The organism is Serratia montpellierensis (genome assembly GCF_020858655.1).
In the GTDB taxonomy this organism is placed as follows: domain Bacteria; phylum Pseudomonadota; class Gammaproteobacteria; order Enterobacterales; family Enterobacteriaceae; genus Serratia; species Serratia montpellierensis.
The window spans coordinates 508419-529626 of record NZ_VOSN01000002.1; the positions used below are offsets into that span (position 1 = coordinate 508419).

The window sequence follows — 21208 nt, forward strand, 5'->3', positions numbered from 1 at the left end:
GAATTCTGCGGGCGCTCCCCTGCGCCCCCATTCTTTCTCAGAGATTTTTTATGACCCAATCCACTCCGCTGCAGCGTCTGCTGAATATCATGAAAACGCTGCGCGACCCGCAGCTCGGCTGCTCGTGGGACCGCAAGCAAACCTTCGCCACCATTGCGCCTTATACGTTGGAAGAGACTTACGAAGTGCTGGACGCCATCGAACGGCAGGACTACGCCGATCTGCGCGATGAGCTGGGCGACTTGCTGTTTCAGGTGGTGTTCTACGCCCAGATGGGGCAGGAGCAGGGGCTGTTCGATTTTGATGAGGTGTGCACCGCCATCAGCGACAAGCTGGAGCGCCGACATCCGCACATCTTCGGCGACGCCGAGGGCGGAGACAGCGAAGCCGTGGCGGCGCGCTGGGAGCAGCTGAAGGCCGGCGAGCGCGCCGAAAAAGCGCTGCACTCGGTGCTGGACGACATTCCGCAGGCGCTGCCGGCGTTGATGAAAGCGCACAAGATCCAAAAACGCTGCGCCTCGGTCGGCTTCGACTGGAACACCCTGGGGCCGGTACTGGACAAAGTGTACGAAGAGATCGACGAAGTGATGCACGAAGCCCGCCAGGCGGTGGTCGACGAGAGCAAGCTGGAAGAGGAGATCGGCGATCTGCTGTTCGCCACGGTGAACCTGTCGCGCCATTTGGGCCACAAGGCGGAGAACGCATTGCAGGCGGCGAACCGCAAGTTCGAGCGCCGCTTCCGTCAGGTGGAAGAGATTGTCCAGCAACGCGGGCTGCGGTTGGAGGACGCCACGCTGGAGCAGATGGAAGAGGCCTGGCAGCAGGTGAAACGCCAGGAAAATTGAATCGCTGCAACGACAATGTTGATCGCCGACAAGGTTCATTCAAGCTGAAACGGTTAAGCTTGCGGTCAGATCGGCGGCGCATGGCTGTCGGCGGCAGCAAAAGGGCAACAAACTGAAATCTAAGGCGTTTTATCGCTCCTGAGGGGCGGTAAAAAGAAATTTTCTCTGCTAACTCTTTGTTTTACCTGGAGGGTTTATGCGGCGCCGGCGGAGTAAACCCTGATGAACACGCGAGGGCGGCCGAGATGATGGACAGCAAAACGATCGTTTGTAGGTCAGGAGAGGTTCGGGTATACTACTTTCCCGTCCTGGTTCTTCCATCGTCTTTAAACCTAAACTCTCAGGTTCAGCATGACAACTAATTATATTTTTGTGACCGGCGGGGTCGTATCCTCTCTGGGTAAAGGCATTGCCGCAGCCTCTCTGGCGGCTATTCTTGAAGCCCGTGGCCTCAACGTTACCATCATGAAACTGGACCCGTACATCAACGTGGATCCGGGCACCATGAGCCCGATTCAGCATGGGGAAGTTTTCGTCACCGAAGACGGCGCAGAAACCGATCTGGATTTGGGTCACTACGAGCGCTTCATCCGCACCAAAATGTCGCGTCGCAACAACTTCACCACCGGCCGCATCTACTCCGACGTGCTGCGTAAAGAGCGCCGCGGCGACTATCTGGGCGCGACCGTGCAGGTCATTCCGCACATCACCAACGCGATCAAAGAGCGCATCATCGAAGGCGGCGAAGGCCACGATGTGGTGCTGGTGGAAATCGGCGGCACCGTCGGCGATATCGAATCGCTGCCGTTCCTCGAAGCCATCCGTCAGATGGCGGTGGAAGTGGGCCGCGAGCACACTCTGTACATGCACCTGACGCTGGTGCCGTACATGGCGGCGGCCGGCGAAGTGAAAACCAAGCCGACCCAGCATTCCGTAAAAGAGCTGCTTTCCATCGGTATTCAGCCGGATGTGCTGATTTGCCGTTCCGATCGCGCGGTTCCTGCTAACGAACGCGCTAAAATCGCGCTTTTCTGCAACGTGCCGGAAAAAGCGGTTATCTCTCTGAAAGACGTTGATTCTATTTATAAAATTCCAGGCCTATTGAAATCTCAGGGGCTGGACGATTATATTTGTAAACGATTCAGCTTGAACGCACCGGAAGCTAACCTGGCCGAATGGGAACAGGTGATCTACGAAGAAGCCAATCCGGGCGGCGAAGTGACCATCGGTATGGTCGGTAAATACGTTGAGCTGCCGGACGCCTACAAGTCGGTGATCGAAGCGCTGAAACACGGCGGGCTGAAAAACCGTCTGACTGTGAACATCAAGCTGATCGACTCGCAGGACGTGGAAACCCGCGGCGTGGAAGTGCTGAAAGGGCTGGACGCGATCCTGATCCCGGGCGGCTTCGGCTACCGCGGCGTGGAAGGCAAAGTGATGACCGCACGCTATGCGCGCGAGAACAACATTCCTTACCTGGGCATTTGCCTGGGCATGCAGGTGGCGTTGATGGAGTTCGCTCGCAACGTGGCCGGCATGGAAAACGCCAACTCCACCGAGTTTATGCCAGACTGTAAGTACCCGGTGGTGGCGTTGATCACCGAATGGCGCGACGAAGACGGCAACGTCGAAATGCGCAGCGAAGAAAGCGATTTGGGCGGCACGATGCGCGTAGGTGGCCAACAGTGCAACCTGAGCGACAACAGCCTGGTGCGTCAGCTGTACGGCGAACCGACCATTGTCGAGCGTCACCGTCACCGTTACGAAGTTAACAACATGCTGTTGAAGCAGATCGAAGCCGCAGGGCTGCGTGTCGCCGGTCGTTCCGCCGACAACAAGCTGGTCGAGATCATTGAACTGCCGAATCACCCGTGGTTTGTAGCCTGTCAGTTCCACCCGGAATTTACGTCTACGCCGCGTGATGGGCATCCGCTGTTCGCCGGCTTCGTGAAAGCCGCAGGCGAGCATCAGAAGCGCCAGGTGAAATAAAATATTTGGTGGGCGGCGCGCGGTGAGAACCGCGCGCTGTTTGTCTGGAGTTTTAGTTTAACTTGTACTGAGGAAAACCTAATGTCCAAAATCGTTAAAGTCATCGGTCGTGAAATCATCGACTCCCGCGGTAACCCGACTGTTGAAGCCGAAGTTCATCTGGAAGGCGGTTTCGTCGGCTTGGCTGCTGCGCCGTCCGGTGCTTCTACCGGTTCCCGCGAAGCGCTGGAACTGCGTGACGGTGACAAGTCTCGTTTCCTGGGTAAAGGCGTACTGAAAGCCGTTGCTGCAGTAAACGGTCCGATTGCTCAGGCAGTACTGGGTAAAGATGCCAAAGACCAGGCGAACATCGACAAGATCATGATCGATCTGGACGGCACCGAAAACAAATCCAACTTCGGCGCCAACGCCATTCTGGCGGTTTCCCTGGCAGCAGCGAAAGCGGCCGCAGCCTCTAAAGGCATGCCGCTGTACGAGCACATCGCTGAGCTGAACGGCACCCCAGGCAAATTCTCCATGCCACTGCCGATGATGAACATCATCAACGGCGGCGAGCACGCTGACAACAACGTCGACATTCAGGAATTCATGATTCAGCCGGTTGGCGCGAAAACCCTGAAAGAAGCGGTGCGCATCGGTTCTGAAGTGTTCCACCACCTGGCGAAAGTTCTGAAAGCCAAAGGCATGAACACCGCCGTGGGCGACGAAGGCGGCTATGCGCCAAACCTGGGTTCCAACGCCGAAGCGCTGGCGGTTATCGCTGAAGCGGTAAAAGCGGCGGGCTACGAGCTGGGCAAAGACGTGACGCTGGCGATGGACTGTGCGGCTTCCGAATTCTACAAAGACGGTAAATACGTGCTGGCCGGCGAAGGCAACAAAGCCTTCACTTCCGAAGAGTTCACTCACTTCCTGGAAGAGCTGACCAAACAGTACCCAATCGTGTCTATCGAAGACGGCCTGGATGAATCCGACTGGGCGGGCTTCGCTTACCAGACCAAAGTGCTGGGCGACAAAATCCAGCTGGTGGGCGACGACCTGTTCGTGACCAACACCAAGATCCTGAAAGAAGGCATCGAGAAAGGCATCGCTAACTCCATCCTGATCAAGTTCAACCAGATCGGTTCTCTGACCGAAACGCTGGCGGCTATCAAGATGGCGAAAGACGCCGGTTACACCGCGGTGATCTCTCACCGTTCCGGTGAAACCGAAGACGCGACCATCGCCGACCTGGCGGTAGGGACTGCGGCTGGCCAGATCAAAACCGGTTCCATGAGCCGTTCTGACCGCGTTGCCAAATACAACCAACTGATCCGTATCGAAGAAGCGCTGGGTGACCGTGCGCCATTCAACGGCCTGAAAGAAGTTAAAGGCCAGTAAGTTCGACCGATTCGGTTGTTAAATAAAAACCCGCTGCGGCGGGTTTTTTTATGGCCGGCGTTCGGCCAAAAGCGCGCAATAAAAAAACCCGCCGCAGCGGGTTTTATCAACAGCGAGCGTTACATCTGTTGCGTTGCCGCGCTCACCGGCGAACCCCCGCCTTTTTTGCGCACCCACAGCCAGTAAGCCACGGTGAGTAAAGCGATCCACACCAGCCCGACGTACAGGGCGATGCGGCTCTCTTCGAAGTAGCCGAGCAGGCCGATGACGAACGCCATAAAGGCGGTCGCCAATGCCGGCGCCACCGGCCACCACGGCACCGGGAAGCTCAACTGACGAGTTTCTTCCGGCGACAGCGTGCGGCGCATGACGATCTGCGACAGCAGGATCATCAGCCACACCCAGACGGTGGCGAAGGTGGCGATCGAGGCGATGATCATGAAGACCTTCTCCGGGATCAGGTAGTTGAGCACCACCGCCAACAGCAGGGCGACCGACATGACCAGCACCGTCATCCACGGCACGCCGCTGGCAGTCAGTTTGGTGAAGCTGCGCGGCGCCTGGCCGTCCTGCGCCATGCCATACATCATGCGGCCGGCGCCGAAGATGTCGCTGTTGATGGCCGAAATGGCGGCGGTGATCACCACCACATTCAGCACGTTGGCGGCGGAGCTGATGCCGAGGTTGCTGAAGATCTCGACGAACGGGCTACCGTTCTGGCCGATGCTGTTCCACGGATAGATCGCCATCAGCACCGTCAGCGTCAACACGTAGAACAGCAGGATGCGCACCGGCACGGCGTTGATCGCTTTCGGCAGCACTTTGGCGGGGTCTTTCGCCTCGCTGGCGGTAATGCCGATGATCTCGATGCCGCCGAAGGCGAACATCACCACTGCCAATGACGCGACCACACCGCCGAAGCCGTTAGGCATAAAGCCGCCGTGTTGCCACAGGTTGCTGATACCGGTGGCGTGCTGGGTTTGCCCGAAACCGAACAGCATCACCGCCGCACCGCCGACGATCATCGCCACGATGGCGGCGACTTTGACCAGCGACAGCCAGAACTCCAGCTCGCCGAATACCTTGACGCTGCACAGGTTGAGCGCGCCGATAAACAGGATGATGCTGAGCACCCAAACCCACTGAGCGACGTCCGGGAACCACAGCCCCATATAGATGCCGAAGGCGGTGACGTCCGCCAGGGCGACGATCACCATTTCGAAGGTGTAGGTCCAACCGGTGAGGAACCCGGCCAGCGGGCCGAGATAGTGGCTGGCGTAGTGGCCGAACGAGCCGGAAACCGGCTGGTGCACCGCCATTTCACCCAGCGCGCGCATCACCATGAACACCGCCGCGCCGCCCACCAGGTAGGCCAGCAGCACGGCCGGGCCGGCCAGCTGGATGGCGCCGGCGGAGCCGTAGAACAGGCCGGTTCCGATCGCCGAGCCGAGGGCCATGAAACGGATATGCCGCGCGTTTAGTCCGCGTCTGAGTTGTGTCGTTTCGTTACGCATGTTGCTTCCCGTTAAGTGTTTGCCGAACAGGCACGCGCTGCCCGCGCCGGGTGGAACGCACCCGGCGGGGCAGAACAAACTGCGTGATTCAGTGTGTGATGATTATGCCTGGCTAGGCAGCAGCGCCGCAGGCAGCAGCGATGTCAGGTGACCGGCCGCCAAGAGTTGGCTGGCGGCTTCAATGTCGGGGGCGAAGAAACGATCCTTGTCGTAGAAACTGACATGCTCGCGCAGCAGACGGCGCGCCTGCTCCAGACCTTCCGAGGTCTTCAGGCCGTTGCGGAAATCCAGGCCCTGACAGGCGGCCAGCCATTCGACCGCCAGAATGCCGCGCACATTGTCCGCCATGCTCCACAGGCGGCGACCGGCGGCCGGCGCCATGGAAACGTGGTCTTCCTGGTTGGCGGAGGTCGGAATGCTGTCGACGCTCGACGGGTGCGCCAGCGCTTTGTTTTCGCTGGCCAGCGCCGCGGCGGTCACCTGAGCGATCATGAAGCCGGAGTTCACGCCGCCGTTCTCCACCAGGAACGGTGGCAGCTGCGACATGTGCTTGTCCATCATCAGCGAGATGCGGCGCTCGGACAGCGAACCGATTTCGGCAAACGCCAGCGCCAGGTTATCGGCGGCCATCGCTACCGGTTCAGCGTGGAAGTTGCCGCCGGACAGCACGTCGCCCTGTTCGGCGAATACCAGCGGGTTATCGGAGACGGCGTTGGCTTCGATTTCCAGCACTTCGGCGGCCTGGCGGATCTGCGTCAGGCAGGCGCCCATCACCTGTGGCTGGCAGCGCAGGGAGTAAGGATCCTGCACTTTTTCACAGTTGCGGTGCGAGTCGGAGACTTCGCTGCGCGCGCCGAGCAGGTGGCGATAGGCGATGGCGGCGTCGATCTGGCCGCGCTGGCCGCGCACCTCGTGGATACGCGCATCGAACGGGCTGCGAGAGCCCAGCGCCGCTTCCACCGTCAGGCTGCCCGCCACGGTCGCGGCGGCGAACAGATCTTCGGCATCGAACAGGCCGCGCAGCGCGAAGGCGGCGGAGACCTGGGTGCCGTTCAGCAGCGCCAGACCCTCTTTCGCCGCCAGCGTCAGCGGTTTCAGGCCGGCTTTGGCCAGCGCTTCGGTCGCCGGCAGCCATTGGCCCTGATGGCGCGCCTGGCCTTCGCCCAGCAGCACCAGGCTCATGTGCGCCAGTGGCGCCAGGTCGCCGGAGGCGCCGACGGAGCCTTTCAGCGGAATATGCGGATAAACTTCGGCGTTGACCAGCGCGATCAGCGCCTGAATGACTTCCAGACGAATGCCGGAGAAGCCGCGCGACAGGCTGTTGATCTTCAGCACCATGATCAGGCGCACCAGGTTGTCGTCGGTCGGCTCGCCCACGCCGGCGGCGTGTGACAGTACGATCGAACGCTGCAGGTTTTCCAGATCGTCGCGGGCGATGCGCGTTGAAGCCAGCAGGCCAAACCCGGTGTTGATGCCGTAAGTGGTGCGGTTTTCTTCAACGATACGTTCCACGCAGGCCACGCTCTGTTGGATAGGGCCGTAGGCGTTGTCGTCCAGCGTCAGCGTCACCGGATGTTGATAGACGTCGCGTAGCTGGGCCAGCGTCAGTTTGCCTGGGCGAATAGTCAGCGCTTTCATGCTTTTTCTCCTTGGGTCGCGGCAACCATCGGCAGGTTCAGGCCTTGCTCGCGGGCGCAGTCGATAGCGATATCGTAACCGGCGTCGGCGTGACGCATGACCCCGGTAGCCGGGTCATTGTGCAGGACGCGGGCGATGCGCTCGGCGGCCTCGTCGGTGCCGTCGCAGACGATCACCATGCCGGAGTGTTGGGAGAAGCCCATGCCGACGCCGCCGCCGTGGTGCAGGGAAACCCAGGTGGCGCCGCTGGCGGTGTTCAGCAGGGCGTTCAGCAACGGCCAGTCGGAAACCGCATCGGAACCGTCTTTCATCGCTTCGGTTTCACGGTTCGGGCTGGAAACGGAGCCGGAATCCAGGTGGTCGCGGCCGATGACGATCGGGGCGGACAGTTCGCCGCGGCGCACCATCTCGTTGAACGCCAGGCCCAGCTTGGCGCGCTGGCCGAGGCCAACCCAGCAGATGCGCGCCGGCAGGCCCTGGAAGCTGATGCGCTCGCGCGCCATGTCCAGCCAGCGGTGCAGGTGTTCGTCATCCGGGATCAGCTCTTTCACCATGGCGTCGGTTTTGTAGATGTCCTGCGGATCGCCGGACAGCGCCGCCCAGCGGAACGGCCCGATACCGCGGCAGAACAGCGGACGGATGTAGGCCGGCACGAAGCCCGGGAAGTCGAAGGCGTTGTCGACGCCGGTTTCTTTCGCCATCTGGCGAATGTTGTTGCCGTAGTCGAAGGTCGGCACGCCCATCTGCTGGAAGGCCAGCATGGCTTTGACGTGATCGGCCATCGACTGCTTGGCGGCGGCGACCACTTTAGCCGGCTCGGTTTGGGCGCGCTGGCGATACTCTTCCCAGCTCCAGCCCTTCGGCAGGTAGCCGTTCAGCGGATCGTGGGCGCTGGTCTGATCGGTGACCATGTCTGGGCGCACGCCGCGGCGCACCAGCTCTGGCAGGATTTCAGCCGCGTTGCCGCACAGGGCGATGGAGATGGCTTTGCCTTCTGAGGTGTATTTTTTGATGCGGGCCAGCGCGTCGTCCAAATCTTTGGCCTGCTCATCGACGTAGCGGGTTTTCAGACGGAAATCGATGCGGCTCTGCTGACATTCGATGTTCAGCGAGCAGGCGCCCGCCAGCGTTGCGGCCAGCGGCTGTGCGCCGCCCATGCCGCCCAGGCCGGCGGTCAGCACCCAGCGGCCCTGCAGGCTGCCGTCGTAATGCTGGCGGCCCGCTTCGACGAAGGTTTCATAGGTGCCCTGAACGATGCCCTGGCTGCCGATGTAGATCCAGCTGCCGGCGGTCATCTGGCCGTACATGGCCAGGCCTTTGGCGTCCAGTTCGTTGAAGTGTTCCCAGGTGGCCCAGTGCGGTACCAGGTTGGAGTTGGCGATCAGCACGCGTGGCGCGTTGCTGTGGGTTTTGAAGACGCCGACCGGTTTGCCGGACTGCACCAGCAGGGTTTCGTCTTCTTCCAGCGTTTTCAGGGTTTCGACGATCTTGTCGTAGCAATCCCAGTCGCGCGCGGCGCGGCCGATGCCGCCGTACACCACCAGTTCGTGTGGGTTCTCCGCAACTTCAGGATCGAGGTTGTTCATCAGCATGCGTAACGGCGCTTCGGTCAGCCAGCTTTTTGCGTTTAATTGTGTGCCGCGTGGCGCGCGTACATCGACATTGCGAACTTTGTTATTTGTAGTCACAGCAGTTTCCTCAAACAGTATCGGTGCAGATTTCATGCCGCGGTGGGGATGAGTACCACGGCATAACAATGCGTAGGGCTTATTAACATATACTTGTATGTACAAGCATATGCAACACTGACCAGTTGCCGATGAAAAATGGCATAAGAAAAAGTTATTTTCTTTTTATATCAGCTTGATAAGCGTTTTTTTTATCACCGGAATCATGTGCGATAGGCCGGAGAAAAGTGAGCTGTTCGGCAAAAATGAATTAAAATTGACTCATTTTTGGGCGGCTAGTCACAATATTTTTACAGACTGATTACAGTTGGCGGCGGAGGATAAACAAGCCCTATCACCGCAAGAACAAAGCCCGCCGTGGGCGGGCTTGCAGGGGTCAGGCGGCCGGTTGCAGCATCGGCTTGCGGCTCATCTTGCACACCGTGGCGATGGCGGCGATCAGCGCCGGTACGCACAGGAACATCAGGATGCTCTGCACTTCCCACTGCATCGCCAGCAGTTGGGCGCCCATCATGGTGCCGGCGACGCCGCCGAAGCGACCGATGCCCTGCATCCAGGCGATGCCGGTGGCGCGGCTGTGGGTGGGGTAGAAGGTGGCCGCCAGCGTTTGCAACCCGGACTGCGCGCCGTTCATGGTGACGCCCATCAGGAAGATGAAGGCGCCCAGCAATACGATCTGTTTATCTTCGGTCGCCATCGCCACGATCAGCAGGGCGGTGACGACAAAGCCGCTTGAGACCACCTTATGCGCATTCCAGCGATCCATCAGCCAGCCGGCCACCAAGATGCCGAGCGTGCCGCCGAAGGTGAACAGCGAGGTAAGCATCGCCGACTGTTCCAGCTGGTAGCCCAATCCCTGCATCAGGATCGGCATCCAGCTCAGCAAAACGTAGTAGATCACCAGCCCCATGAAGTAGGTCACCCACAGCATCAGCGTGCCGAGCAGGTAAGGGCGGCTGAACAGCAGGCCGACGCTGGTCTTGGCCTGCGTCAGCTTCTCTTCATACAGGTAAAAACGCGTCACGCCGTCAAGGCTCTGGCTGACGAAGCGTTGCGCGATGCGCTTGATCTTCGCCGCATCCTGCCCGCGGTTAACCATATATTTGACCGATTCCGGCAGCAGCAAAATCAGCAAGACCGTCAATACCAGCGGCGCAATGGCGCCGAGCAGCAGCACGCTGTGCCAGCCGTAGCTCGGAATCAGCCACGATGAAATGGCGCCGCCGCCGGCCGCGCCCAGCGGAAAGCCGCAGTACATGGTGTTGATCGCCAACGAACGGCAGCGCTGCGGCGCGTATTCGGAGATCAGCGTGATGGCGTTGGGCATCGCCGCCCCCAGCCCGAGGCCGGTGAGGAAACGCCACAGCGTCAGGCTATTGAGCGAGCCGGCGTAGGCGGTGGCCAGGCTCGACAGGCCGAAGAACAGGCAGGAAAACACCAGTACGCGCTTGCGGCCGATGCGGTCGGAGATTGGCCCGGCGATCAGCGCGCCGAGCGACAGCCCCAGCAGCGCGGCGCTCAGCACGGGCCCCAGATCCTGTTTGACGATGCCCCAGTCTTTGGCGACCGAGGGGGCGATATAGCCCATGGCGGCGGTATCGAAACCGTCGATGGCGAGGATCAGGAATCCGAGAATGATCAGGGTCCAGTGAAACAGCGAAAACTTGCTGTCGTCGATGGCCTGCTGAATGTTCAACTCGCTGGTGGAATGAGTCATGGCACCCTCTAAACGCAGATGTAGTCGTGATGGATGGAACGTGGCCGAAACTGGCGCTCGGCTTGTGTTTGCTTGTATATACATCTGCGCGTCAGCGCTTTATGTCAAATATAATTATCTTATTTGTTAACTGCGTGTTGTTTTCTGTGGAGCAGGTTGCACCGCCGATGAAAGGCCTAAGGCCGGTTAACAAATTAAATGAAGGCCATTGGCGGTGAGATATGCTGATGGCGGCGCGGAGGATAAAATTTAATACAATTTTGGCCGTTTGGTCGCCGGGCCGGAATCTGCGATAATCGCTTTTTACTTTTCCAGATTGAGAAACCGATGCAGTACCCGATCAATGAGATGTTCCAAACCTTGCAGGGCGAAGGCTTTTTCACCGGCGTGCCGGCCATTTTTATCCGCCTGCAGGGCTGCCCGGTAGGGTGCAGTTGGTGCGATACCAAACATACCTGGGAAAAGGAAGCCAATCGGGAAGTCGACCTGCAACGGATCCTGGTCAAAACAGAGGAAAGCGACGCCTGGGGCAATGCCAGCGCCGAGCAGCTGCTGACGGTGATGCGTCAACAAGGTTACACCGCGCGCCATGTGGTGATCACCGGCGGCGAACCCTGCATCTACGATCTGACGCCGCTGACCGAGCTGTTCGAACAGCATGGCTACGGCTGCCAGATTGAGACCAGCGGCACCCACGAAATTCGCTGCTCCGTCAACACCTGGGTGACGGTTTCGCCGAAGGTGAATATGCGCGGCGGCATGAAGGTGCTGGATCAGGCGCTGCGGCGCGCCGACGAGGTGAAGCATCCGGTGGCGCGCGAGCGCGATATCGAGGCGCTCGACGCGCTGCTGGCGACGCTGCAGGACGACAAGGCGCGGATTATTGCGCTGCAGCCGATCAGCCAGAAAGAAGAGGCGACCCGCCTGTGCATCGAAACCTGCATTGCGCGCAACTGGCGGCTGTCGATGCAGACCCACAAATATCTGAATATCGCCTGAGTTTATTGGCAGGAAGCGTTAGAACGAGACAGGAGTTGCCGGTGAAGATTTTATCGCGTGCATTCGAGGCGGTGACGGAAGCGGAATTGCGGTCGATTCGCTCACTGTTGTCCGACGCTTTCCCCGAGATAACCGACGGATTTTATCTGCAGCATGCGCCGGTTTGCCTGGTGATCGCCACGGAAGGTGAGGCGATCGTCGGCCAACTGGCGGTGCATGAGCGGCCGGTGCTGATTGACGGTGAGGCCGAGGTGATTGGCATCATCGGGCTGGTGGCCGTGGCACAAACGCATCGCCGCCGCGGCGTGGCCGCAAAAATGCTGGTGCAGGCGCATGACTCTCTGCGCAGTAAAGGGATCGCATATTCCATACTGTTTGCGGTAAGCGAAAAATACTATACCGGCGCCGGCTATCGGGCGATGGAAAACGAGACGGCGTTCATTGAGGATGGCGAGAGCAAAACGTTTGTCTATCGCGGGGGAATGGCGTTGAGCCTGTCGGAAAGGCCCTGGGCGGCGCGGCACCTGGATCTGCAAGGCGAGGTAGTGTGAGGGTATCTGCACATACCCTCACGGCATCAACCTTTATATACGCATCCCGCCGTACAGGTCTCTTTCACCATCACCGCAGTCAGTTCCGGTAACTGGGGCTTGAGCTGCTGCCAAATCCAGGCGGCGAGCACTTCGCTGGTGGGATTTTCCAATCCTGGAATATCGTTCAGATAATGGTGATCCAGCCGCTCCCAGATCGGGGAAAACACAGCCTTGAGCTCGGCGAAATCCATCACCCAACCGGTGTGGGGGTCCACTTCACCGGTCACTTCCAGACGCACCATAAACGAATGCCCATGCAGACGGCCGCATTTGTGGCCCTCCGGTACGTGCGGCAAACGGTGTGCGGCTTCAAACTGAAAATCTTTAAACAGCGTGGTTGCCATTATTACGGCCTCATTGACTCAAAAACCGCCGCATAGTACCGGAAAGCGCGCCTGCTTGCCATTTATACCGTTATGGTCTACCGCCACGGCAAACGCACCCGGTTAACACTTTTTTTGTTTGGTGTTTGCGGCACCTATCGGCTGGGGTAATGAGCCGAAATGTTGAACGGTGAAAAAATGATGAAAAAAAGTGCTTTATTTTCATCTGGATAAAAAACTTTGTTTAACGGTTTAAGCGTTATCCCTTACCAGAAAAACAGCTTAGTCATTTTGGTTATGATTTATTGCTATCCCTTATTTAATCGTTGCTATTCTGCTCGGTAACCTTACAAACTCTCCTGATCTTTTCCGCACACCCGACGCAGCGAAGAGACAGCGACTGGCACTGGCGCGCGCCTGGCAGGAAAGGCGCTAAGTATAGGAAATAAGTACAGCAATGACGACTCAGGCTCCTCCAACATCTTTGCTCCCGCTGACGCCCGAACAGCTGGCGCGCTTGCAGGCAACGATCGGCGACTATTCGCCGACGCAGCTGGCGTGGCTGTCCGGTTATTTTTGGGGCATGGTCAATCAACAGCCCGGAGCCGTGGCCATTGCGCCTGTCGCCCCTGCGGCTGCGGCCGCCATCACCATCATTTCCGCTTCACAGACCGGCAATGCGCGCCGCCTGGCGGAGCAGCTGCGCGACGATCTGTTGGCCGCCAATCTGAGCGCCACGTTGGTCAGCGCCGGCGACTACAAATTCAAACAGATAGCGCAAGAGCGCCTGCTGGTGATCGTCGCCTCCACGCAGGGGGAAGGCGAACCGGCGGAAGAAGCGGTGGCGCTGCATAAATTCCTGTTCTCGAAGAAGGCGCCGAAGCTGAATGATACCGCTTTTGCGGTGTTCGGGCTGGGCGACACCTCTTATGAGAATTTCTGTCAGTCTGGTAAAGATTTCGACGGCAAGCTGGCCGAACTGGGCGCCGAGCGCCTGGTGGAGCGTGTGGACGCCGACGTGGAGTACCAGGAGCTGGCGGCCGCCTGGCGCAAACAGGTGGTATCGGTGCTGAAGGCGCGCGCGCCGGCGGAAAGCGCCGCGCCGGGCGTGTTGGCCAGCGGTGCGGTCGATCTGATCGACAGCAGCCCGTACAGCAAGGAACAGCCGCTCACCGCCCAACTGGCGGTTAAGCAGAAGATTACCGGCCGCGCGTCGGATAAAGACGTGCGCCATATCGAGATCGATCTGGGCGATTCCGGCCTGCGTTATCAACCGGGCGATGCGCTCGGCGTATGGTTCGACAACGATCCCGCGCTGGTGGATGAGCTGGTGCAACTGTTGTGGCTGAAAGGCGACGAGCCGGTCGAGGTGGAAGGGCAGACCCTGCCGCTGGCGCAGGCGCTGCGCAGCCATTTCGAACTGACGCAGAACACCACCCCGATCGTCGATAAATACGCCGCGCTGTCGCGCGACGAAACGCTGATCGGCCTGTTGGCGGATAAGGCTGCGCTGCAGCAGTATGCGCACAATACGCCGATCGTCGATATGGTGCGGCAGGCGCCGGCGGATCTGAGCGCCGAACAGCTGGTTGGCCTGCTGCGCCCGCTGACGCCGCGCCTGTATTCCATCGCCTCTTCGCAGGCGGAGAACGAAAGCGAAGTGCACATCACCGTGGGCGTGGTGCGTTACGACATCGACGGGCGCGCCCGCAGCGGCGGCGCCTCCGGCTTCCTGGCGGATCGCCTGGAGGAGGACGGCGACGTGCGGGTGTTTATCGAACACAACGACAACTTCCGCCTGCCGGCCAATCCGGAAGCGCCGGTGATCATGATTGGCCCGGGCACCGGCATCGCGCCGTTCCGCGCCTTTATGCAGCAGCGCGACGCCGACGGCGCCGGCGGCAAGAACTGGCTGTTCTTCGGCAACCCGCACTTCACCGAAGATTTCCTGTATCAGGTCGAATGGCAGCGCTACGTGAAAGACGGCCTGCTGACCCGCATCGATCTGGCCTGGTCCCGCGACCAGCAACATAAAATATACGTACAAGACAAACTGCGCGAACAGGGCGCGGAAGTGTGGCGCTGGATTCAGGAAGGCGCACACATTTACGTCTGCGGCGATGCCAATCGCATGGCGAAAGACGTGGAAAACACATTACTGGAACTGGTGGCCGAGCACGGTGGCATGGATACCGAGCAGGCGGATGAATTTTTAAGTGAGCTGCGCCTTGAGCGCCGTTATCAGCGAGATGTTTACTGATGAGTGATAAACACCCCGGGCCTTTGGTAGTCGAAGGCAAACTGGCCGATGCGGAGCGCATGAAGAAGGAGAGCCACTTCCTGCGCGGCACCATCGCCGAAGATTTAAATGACGGCCTGACCGGCGGCTTCAACGGCGACAACTTCCTGCTGATCCGTTTCCACGGCATGTACCAGCAGGATGACCGCGACATTCGCGCCGAACGCGCCGAGCAGAAGCTGGAGCCGCGCCATGCCATGATGCTGCGCTGCCGCCTGCCGGGCGGCATCATCAGCCCGCAGCAGTGGCTGGGCATCGACAAGTTCGCGCAGGAGAGCACGCTGTATGGCAGCATTCGCATCACCAACCGCCAGACGTTCCAGTTTCACGGCATTCTGAAAAGCAACGTCAAACCGGTGCACCAGCTGCTGAACCGTCTGGGGTTGGACGCGCTGGCGACCGCCAACGACGTGAACCGCAACGTGCTGTGTACCTCCAACCCGGTGGAGTCCGAGCTGCATCAGGAAGCCTACGAGTGGGCGAAGAAGATCTCCGAACACCTGCTGCCGCGCACCCGCGCCTACGCCGAGGTGTGGCTGGATCAGGAGAAGGTGGCTACCACCGACGAAGAGCCGATTTTGGGGTCGACCTACCTGCCGCGCAAGTTCAAAACCACGGTGGTGATCCCGCCGCAGAACGACGTCGATCTGCACGCCAACGACATGAACTTTGTGGCGATCGCCGAAAACGGCAAGCTGGTAGGCTTCAACCTGCTGGTGGGCGGCGGGTTGTCCATCGAGCACGGCAACAAGAAAACCTACGCGCGCCAGGCCAGCGAGTTCGGCTACATTCCGCTCGAGCATACGCTGGCGGTCGCGGAAGCGGTGGTGACCACGCAGCGCGACTGGGGCAACCGCACCGATCGCAAGAACGCCAAAACCAAATACACGCTGGAGCGCGTCGGGGTGGATGTTTTCCGCGCCGAAGTGGAAAAGCGTGCCGGCATTACCTTTGCGCCTATCCGGCCGTATGAATTCACCGGCCGCGGCGATCGCATCGGTTGGGTGAAGGGCATCGACGATCAATGGCACCTGACGCTGTTTATCGAGAACGGTCGCCTGCTGGACTATCCGGGGCGCCCGCTGAAGACCGGCATGGCGGAGATCGCCAAGATCCATAAAGGCGACTTCCGTCTGACGGCGAACCAAAACGTGATCATCGCCGGCGTGCCGGAAAGCGAGAAGGCGAAGATCGAAGCCCTGGCGCGCGATCATGGCCTGATCGACGACGAGATCAGCGAGCAACGCAAGAACTCGATGGCCTGCGTATCGTTCCCGACCTGCCCGCTGGCGATGGCGGAGGCCGAGCGCTTCCTGCCGCAGTTCGTCACCAAGGTGGAAGGGATCATGCATCGGCACGGGGTGGGCGACGAGCATATCGTGCTGCGCATCACCGGCTGCCCGAACGGCTGCGGCCGCGCGCTGCTGGCGGAGCTGGGGCTGGTGGGCAAGGCGGTCGGCCGCTATAACCTGCATTTGGGTGGCAACCGCGAAGGCACGCGCATTCCGCGCATGTACCGCGAAAACATCAACGAAGACGAGATCCTGAGCGAGATCGATCTGTTGGTGGGGCGCTGGGCGAAGGAGCGCAACGCCGGCGAAGGCTTCGGCGACTTCACCGTTCGCGCGGGCATCGTCAAACCGGTGCTGGATCCGGCGCGAGATTTCTGGGAGTGAGGCCGGGCGGCCCCTGGGCAGAGGGGCCGCACAGGTAATTTCAAGTAGCAGGAGAGACAACATGGCTGAATTCGATCTGGCGGCGCTGAACGCGTTGCCCAAATCCGGGCAGGCGCTGGCATTGGCGGTGGTCAATGGCCAACTGGAGACCCTCAGCGCCGAACAGCGCGTTGCATGGGCGCTGGAGCATCTGCCCGGCGAGTTCGTACTCTCGTCCAGTTTCGGCATTCAGGCGGCGGTATGTCTGCACCTGGTGGCGCGCATCCGGCCGGATATCCCGGTGATCCTGACCGACACCGGTTACCTGTTCCCGGAAACCTACCGCTTTATCGATCAACTGACCGACCAGCTGAAGCTGAATCTGCAGGTGTTCCGCGCCGAACAGTCTCCCGCCTGGCAAGAGGCCCGCTATGGCAAGCTGTGGGAACAGGGCGTGGAAGGGATTGAAAAGTACAACCAGATCAACAAGGTTGAGCCGATGAGCCGCGCGCTGGAGACGCTGGGAGCACAGAGCTGGTTCGCCGGCCTGCGGCGCGAGCAGTCCGGCAGCCGCGCCAATCTGCCGGTGCTGGCGGTGCAGCGCGGGGTGTTCAAGATCCTGCCGATCATCGACTGGGACAACCGCAAGATTTACCAGTATCTGACCGAGCACGGGCTGAGCTATCACCCGCTGTGGGAGCAGGGCTACCTGTCGGTAGGCGATACCCACACCACCCAGAAGTGGGAACCGGGCATGAGCGAGGAAGAGACACGTTTCTTCGGGCTGAAGCGCGAGTGCGGCCTGCACGAAGGCTAAACGAGGCGAATCACACGACAGGGCTCAGCAATGCTGGGCCCTGTTTTTTTGCGGGCTACTTTTTCTTCTGTGTTTTCGGCGGGTGCGCCTGCGCCAGCTCTTTGATCAGCGGCAGCAGGATCTGCACGCTGTCGCGGCTGCGTTTGTCGATCCGCCCCGGCAGGTAGCGATCCAGGTACTGCAGGTTGTCATACTGCGGGCGGTGCCAGGTGACGCCCTGCGGGAAGTGCGGGCTGACGGCGCGCTGCTGGTAGCCGTCCTTGTCGCCCAGCGACCAGTTGGTGGCCTCCACCGACAGCACCGGGATGCCCGCCGCGTCGAACACCTCTTGATCGGAGCAGCAGCCGGTGCCCTTCGGATGCTGCGCGCTGCCCGGATTGCTGGCGGCGGCGATGCCGTAACGGTGGGCGATATCCAGCGCGCGATCGCGGGAGCGTTTCGCCATCTGCGGCGGCGTGTTGCGCCCGGCGTTGAAGTACAGACGATCGCCGGTGATCAGGCTGTCGAGGTTGATCACCAGCACGGTGTTGTTTTTCTCTTCCGCGCTCATACGCTGCAGGTAGTTCTGCGCCCCCAGCGAACCGATCTCTTCGGCGCTGGTGGCGACGAAGCGCAGGCCGTAGGCGGTGGGGATGCTCTTCAGGCGCTCCGCCAGTTCCAGCATCACGCCGATGCCGGAGGCGTTGTCGTCGACGCCCTGCAGCGTCAGGCCGCCGAGGTTGTTATCCAAATCCTCGTCGCTCTGCGGCGTGTAGGTGTCGAAGTGGGCGACGATCACGATCTGTTTCGGGCTGTCGCCGTTGCGGGCGGCGATCACTGAACTGGCGGTAACGTTATTCCAGTTCTTCTTGCCGTCTTTGCTGGTGTAGAGATAGCGCGTGTTGACGCTGCGAATATCGCTTTGGTAACCCATCTTGCTGAACTGCTGTTTCAGGTAGTCGGCGGTGAGCAATTCTGCCGGGCTGCCCGCCATGCGGCCGGGGAAGTAAGTGGCGATGTGGCGAGTCTGTTCGGCGGCGAAACGGCCCATTGGCGCGTCTTTTGCGGGCTGTGCGGCACACACGCTGAAGACGCCGCCGAGTGCGAGGGCCAGCAGGCTGCTCTTCAGGTAAAAACGGGAAAACATACCGAAAAATCCTTCTTTGCTATCGGCGCTGCCGATCATTTTTCTGCGGCACCCAGTATGAGACGCCGGGCGGCATTACACAATTTCCCTGTCTCTTAATTTTCGCGCGAATGCGCAAACCGCCGCTGCAGTTATCACCGTTTGCCTTTGGCGTTGCGGCCTATATTCCATAAAGGAACTAATCATTCCTTTTCGTCATTTCAGAGGCTAAATCTCAGCCCGTATAGTCACACTATCTTTCTGTTATATGAAAAGGCTGTTGTGGACTATCTACCAATATTCGCCGACCTGAAACAACGTCCGGTGCTGGTCGTTGGCGGCGGTGACGTGGCTGCGCGCAAAGTCGATCTGCTTCAGCGCGCCGGGGCTGAAATACGGATAGTTGCGCAGTCGCTCTCACCGGAACTGGAACAACAACGTCAGCAAGGGCAGGTGCTCTGGCTGGGGAAAACCTTTGATCCGCAGCAGTTGGACGATGTGTTTCTGGCTATCGCCGCCACGGACGACAACGCGTTGAACGCCGCGGTGTTCGCCGAGGCGGATAAGCGCCGGGTGCTGGCCAACGTGGTGGACGATCAGCCGCGCTGTTCGTTCATCTTCCCATCGATCATCGATCGCTCGCCGCTGGTGGTGGCCGTATCGTCCAGCGGCCAGGCGCCGGTGTTAGCGCGGTTGCTGAGGGAAAAGCTGGAGGCGTTGCTGCCCGCCAGTTTGGGGCAGATGGCGCAGGTGGCGGGCCGCTGGCGCGGCCAGGTCAAACAGCGGCTGGCCTCGATTGGCGAGCGTCGCCGTTTCTGGGAGAAAACCTTTGGCGGCCGTTTCGCCACGCTGGTGGCCAACGGCCAGACGGCGCAGGCGGAACGGCAGCTGGAGCAGGATTTGCACCGCTTCGCCGCAGGCGATGAAGGCGCGCAGGGCGAGATCGCTCTGGTGGGCGCCGGGCCGGGCGACGTGGGGCTGTTGACCCTGCGTGGGCTGCAGGTGATGCAGCAGGCGGACGTGGTGCTGTATGACCATCTGGTCAGTGGCGAAATCCTCGATCTGGTGCGTCGCGACGCCGAACGTATCTGCGTGGGCAAGCGCGCCGGCGCACACTCGGTGATCCAGGAAGAAACCAATCGGCTGTTGGTGGAACTGGCGCAGCAGGGCAAACGCGTGGTGCGCCTCAAGGGAGGCGACCCGTTCATCTTTGGCCGAGGTGGCGAAGAGCTGCAGGTGGCCGCCGCCGCCGGCATCCCGTTCCAGGTGGTGCCGGGCGTCACGGCCGCCGCGGGGGCGACCGCCTACGCCGGCATTCCGCTGACGCACCGCGATCATGCGCAGAGCGTGACCTTTATCACCGGCCATTGCCGCCCCGACGGCGATGGCTTGGACTGGGCCGATCTGGCTCGGGCGCGGCAGACGTTGGCTATCTACATGGGCACCATGAAGGCGGCGGACATCAGCCAGCGCCTGATCGCCCACGGTCGCGCTGCCGCGACGCCGGTGGCGGTGATCAGCCGCGGCACGCGCGCCGATCAGCAGGTGCAGATCGGCACGCTGGAACAACTGGAACATCTGGCCCAACGGGCGCCGCTGCCGGCGCTGTTGGTGATCGGCGAGGTGGTGGAACTGCACCATCAAATCGCCTGGTTCGGGCATCAATCGCAGACGGAAGGGGCAGCGCGCCCGGCCGTCGTGAATTTGGCATAGGCAAGGCTTTTAAGGACCTGTTATGGACGAAAAACGACTCACTCATTTGCGGCAATTGGAGGCGGAGAGTATCCATATCATCCGTGAAGTCGCCGCTGAATTCGCCAACCCGGTGATGCTGTATTCCATCGGCAAAGACTCTTCCGTGATGCTGCATCTGGCGCGCAAGGCGTTCTTCCCCGGCACGCTGCCGTTCCCGCTGCTGCACGTCGATACCGGCTGGAAGTTCCGCGAAATGTACGAATTCCGCGATCGCACTGCGAAGGAGTACGGCTTCGAGCTGCTGGTGCATAAAAACCCGGAAGGGGTGGCGATGGGCATCAACCCGTTCGTGCACGGCAGCGCCAAGCATACCGACATCATGAAGACCGAGGGCCTGAAGCAGGCATTGAACAAGTACGGTTTCGACGCTGCCTTCGGCGGTGCGCGGCGCGACGAGGAGAAATCGCGCGCCAAAGAGCGCATCTATTCGTTCCGCGATCGCTTCCACCGCTGGGATCCGAAAAACCAGCGGCCGGAGCTGTGGCACAACTACAACGGTCAGATCAACAAAGGGGAGAGCATCCGCGTCTTCCCGCTGTCGAACTGGACCGAGCTGGATATCTGGCAGTACATCTTCCTGGAAAAGATCGACATCGTGCCGCTGTACCTGGCGAAACCGCGCCCGGTGGTGGAGCGCGACGGCATGCTGATGATGGTGGACGACGATCGCATCGATCTGCAGCCGGGCGAAGTGATCAGCCAGCGCATGGTGCGTTTCCGCACCCTGGGGTGCTGGCCGCTGACCGGCGCGGTGGACTCGCAGGCGCAAACCCTGCCGGAGATCATCGAAGAGATGCTGGTCTCCACCACCAGTGAGCGCCAGGGGCGGATGATCGATCGCGATCAGTCCGGTTCGATGGAGCTGAAAAAGCGTCAAGGGTATTTCTAAGGAGC

The 21208-nt window shown here is 60.4% G+C and carries 16 protein-coding genes; 10 read left to right on the top strand and 6 right to left on the bottom strand.

Annotated features, from left to right (window positions below; translation table 11 throughout):
• Positions 1–50 precede the first annotated feature (50 nt).
• From mazG to eno, 3 genes are all read left to right on the top strand, one after another.
• A complete protein-coding gene (gene mazG / locus FUU19_RS03590) occupies positions 51–845 on the top strand; it encodes a nucleoside triphosphate pyrophosphohydrolase (RefSeq protein WP_141970928.1) in 795 nt (264 codons plus the stop codon).
• 351 nt (positions 846–1196) lie between these two features.
• Positions 1197–2834, top strand: coding sequence for a glutamine hydrolyzing CTP synthase (gene pyrG / locus FUU19_RS03595; protein ID WP_197833332.1), 1638 nt, complete (start codon positions 1197–1199; stop codon positions 2832–2834).
• 81 nt (positions 2835–2915) lie between these two features.
• Positions 2916–4211, top strand: a complete 1296-nt coding sequence (gene eno, locus FUU19_RS03600; RefSeq protein ID WP_025301599.1) for a phosphopyruvate hydratase — start codon at positions 2916–2918, stop codon at positions 4209–4211.
• 119 nt (positions 4212–4330) lie between these two features.
• Here the strand turns inward: eno and FUU19_RS03605 are convergent, their stop codons facing one another.
• The 4 genes from FUU19_RS03605 to FUU19_RS03620 form a co-directional block, all read right to left on the bottom strand.
• Positions 4331–5725, bottom strand: a complete 1395-nt coding sequence (locus FUU19_RS03605; RefSeq protein ID WP_230489613.1) for an amino acid permease — start codon at positions 5723–5725, stop codon at positions 4331–4333.
• 102 nt (positions 5726–5827) lie between these two features.
• Positions 5828–7363, bottom strand: coding sequence for a histidine ammonia-lyase (gene hutH, locus FUU19_RS03610; protein ID WP_043135860.1), 1536 nt, complete (start codon positions 7361–7363; stop codon positions 5828–5830).
• On the bottom strand, positions 7360–9051 hold the full coding sequence (gene hutU, locus FUU19_RS03615) for a urocanate hydratase (RefSeq protein ID WP_025159649.1): 1692 nt from the start codon (positions 9049–9051) through the stop codon (positions 7360–7362). The genes hutH and hutU overlap by 4 nt, the downstream gene beginning before the upstream one ends.
• Positions 9052–9427: 376 nt before the next feature.
• Complete coding sequence (locus tag FUU19_RS03620; protein ID WP_141970926.1) at positions 9428–10768, bottom strand: MFS transporter; 1341 nt, start codon at positions 10766–10768, stop codon at positions 9428–9430.
• A 327-nt stretch (positions 10769–11095) separates the two neighbouring features.
• Between FUU19_RS03620 and queE the strand changes: the two genes are divergently transcribed.
• Entirely contained in the window at positions 11096–11767 is a 672-nt protein-coding gene (gene queE, locus FUU19_RS03625; protein WP_230489614.1) for a 7-carboxy-7-deazaguanine synthase QueE, read from the top strand.
• A 41-nt stretch (positions 11768–11808) separates the two neighbouring features.
• On the top strand, positions 11809–12318 hold the full coding sequence (locus FUU19_RS03630; protein ID WP_185742327.1) for a GNAT family N-acetyltransferase: 510 nt from the start codon (positions 11809–11811) through the stop codon (positions 12316–12318).
• Positions 12319–12344: 26 nt separating this feature from the next.
• Here the strand turns inward: FUU19_RS03630 and queD are convergent, their stop codons facing one another.
• Positions 12345–12704, bottom strand: a complete 360-nt coding sequence (gene queD / locus FUU19_RS03635; RefSeq protein ID WP_004932638.1) for a 6-carboxytetrahydropterin synthase QueD — start codon at positions 12702–12704, stop codon at positions 12345–12347.
• A 436-nt stretch (positions 12705–13140) separates the two neighbouring features.
• On the opposite strand from queD, the gene cysJ reads away from it, so the two are divergent.
• The 3 genes from cysJ (at position 13141) to FUU19_RS03650 (ending at position 17454) form a co-directional block, all read left to right on the top strand.
• Positions 13141–14943, top strand: coding sequence for an NADPH-dependent assimilatory sulfite reductase flavoprotein subunit (gene cysJ / locus FUU19_RS03640; RefSeq protein WP_197811541.1), 1803 nt, complete (start codon positions 13141–13143; stop codon positions 14941–14943).
• Positions 14943–16658 (top strand): assimilatory sulfite reductase (NADPH) hemoprotein subunit, encoded by a 1716-nt coding sequence (gene cysI / locus FUU19_RS03645; RefSeq protein ID WP_141970916.1) that lies wholly within the window; start codon positions 14943–14945, stop codon positions 16656–16658. The genes cysJ and cysI overlap by 1 nt, the downstream gene beginning before the upstream one ends.
• Positions 16659–16719: 61 nt before the next feature.
• Positions 16720–17454, top strand: a complete 735-nt coding sequence (locus FUU19_RS03650) for a phosphoadenylyl-sulfate reductase (protein WP_230489615.1) — start codon at positions 16720–16722, stop codon at positions 17452–17454.
• A 55-nt stretch (positions 17455–17509) separates the two neighbouring features.
• Here the strand turns inward: FUU19_RS03650 and FUU19_RS03655 are convergent, their stop codons facing one another.
• Positions 17510–18580, bottom strand: coding sequence for an aminopeptidase (locus FUU19_RS03655; protein ID WP_202670032.1), 1071 nt, complete (start codon positions 18578–18580; stop codon positions 17510–17512).
• Between the two features lie 261 nt (positions 18581–18841).
• Between FUU19_RS03655 and cysG the strand changes: the two genes are divergently transcribed.
• Both cysG and cysD read left to right on the top strand, forming a co-directional pair.
• Positions 18842–20272 carry a siroheme synthase CysG gene (gene cysG, locus FUU19_RS03660; RefSeq protein ID WP_197833335.1) on the top strand — a complete coding sequence of 477 codons (1431 nt, stop codon included), beginning with the start codon at positions 18842–18844 and terminating at the stop codon, positions 20270–20272.
• Positions 20273–20294: 22 nt separating this feature from the next.
• On the top strand, positions 20295–21203 hold the full coding sequence (gene cysD / locus FUU19_RS03665) for a sulfate adenylyltransferase subunit CysD (protein ID WP_004932620.1): 909 nt from the start codon (positions 20295–20297) through the stop codon (positions 21201–21203).
• Positions 21204–21208: the final 5 nt, after the last annotated feature.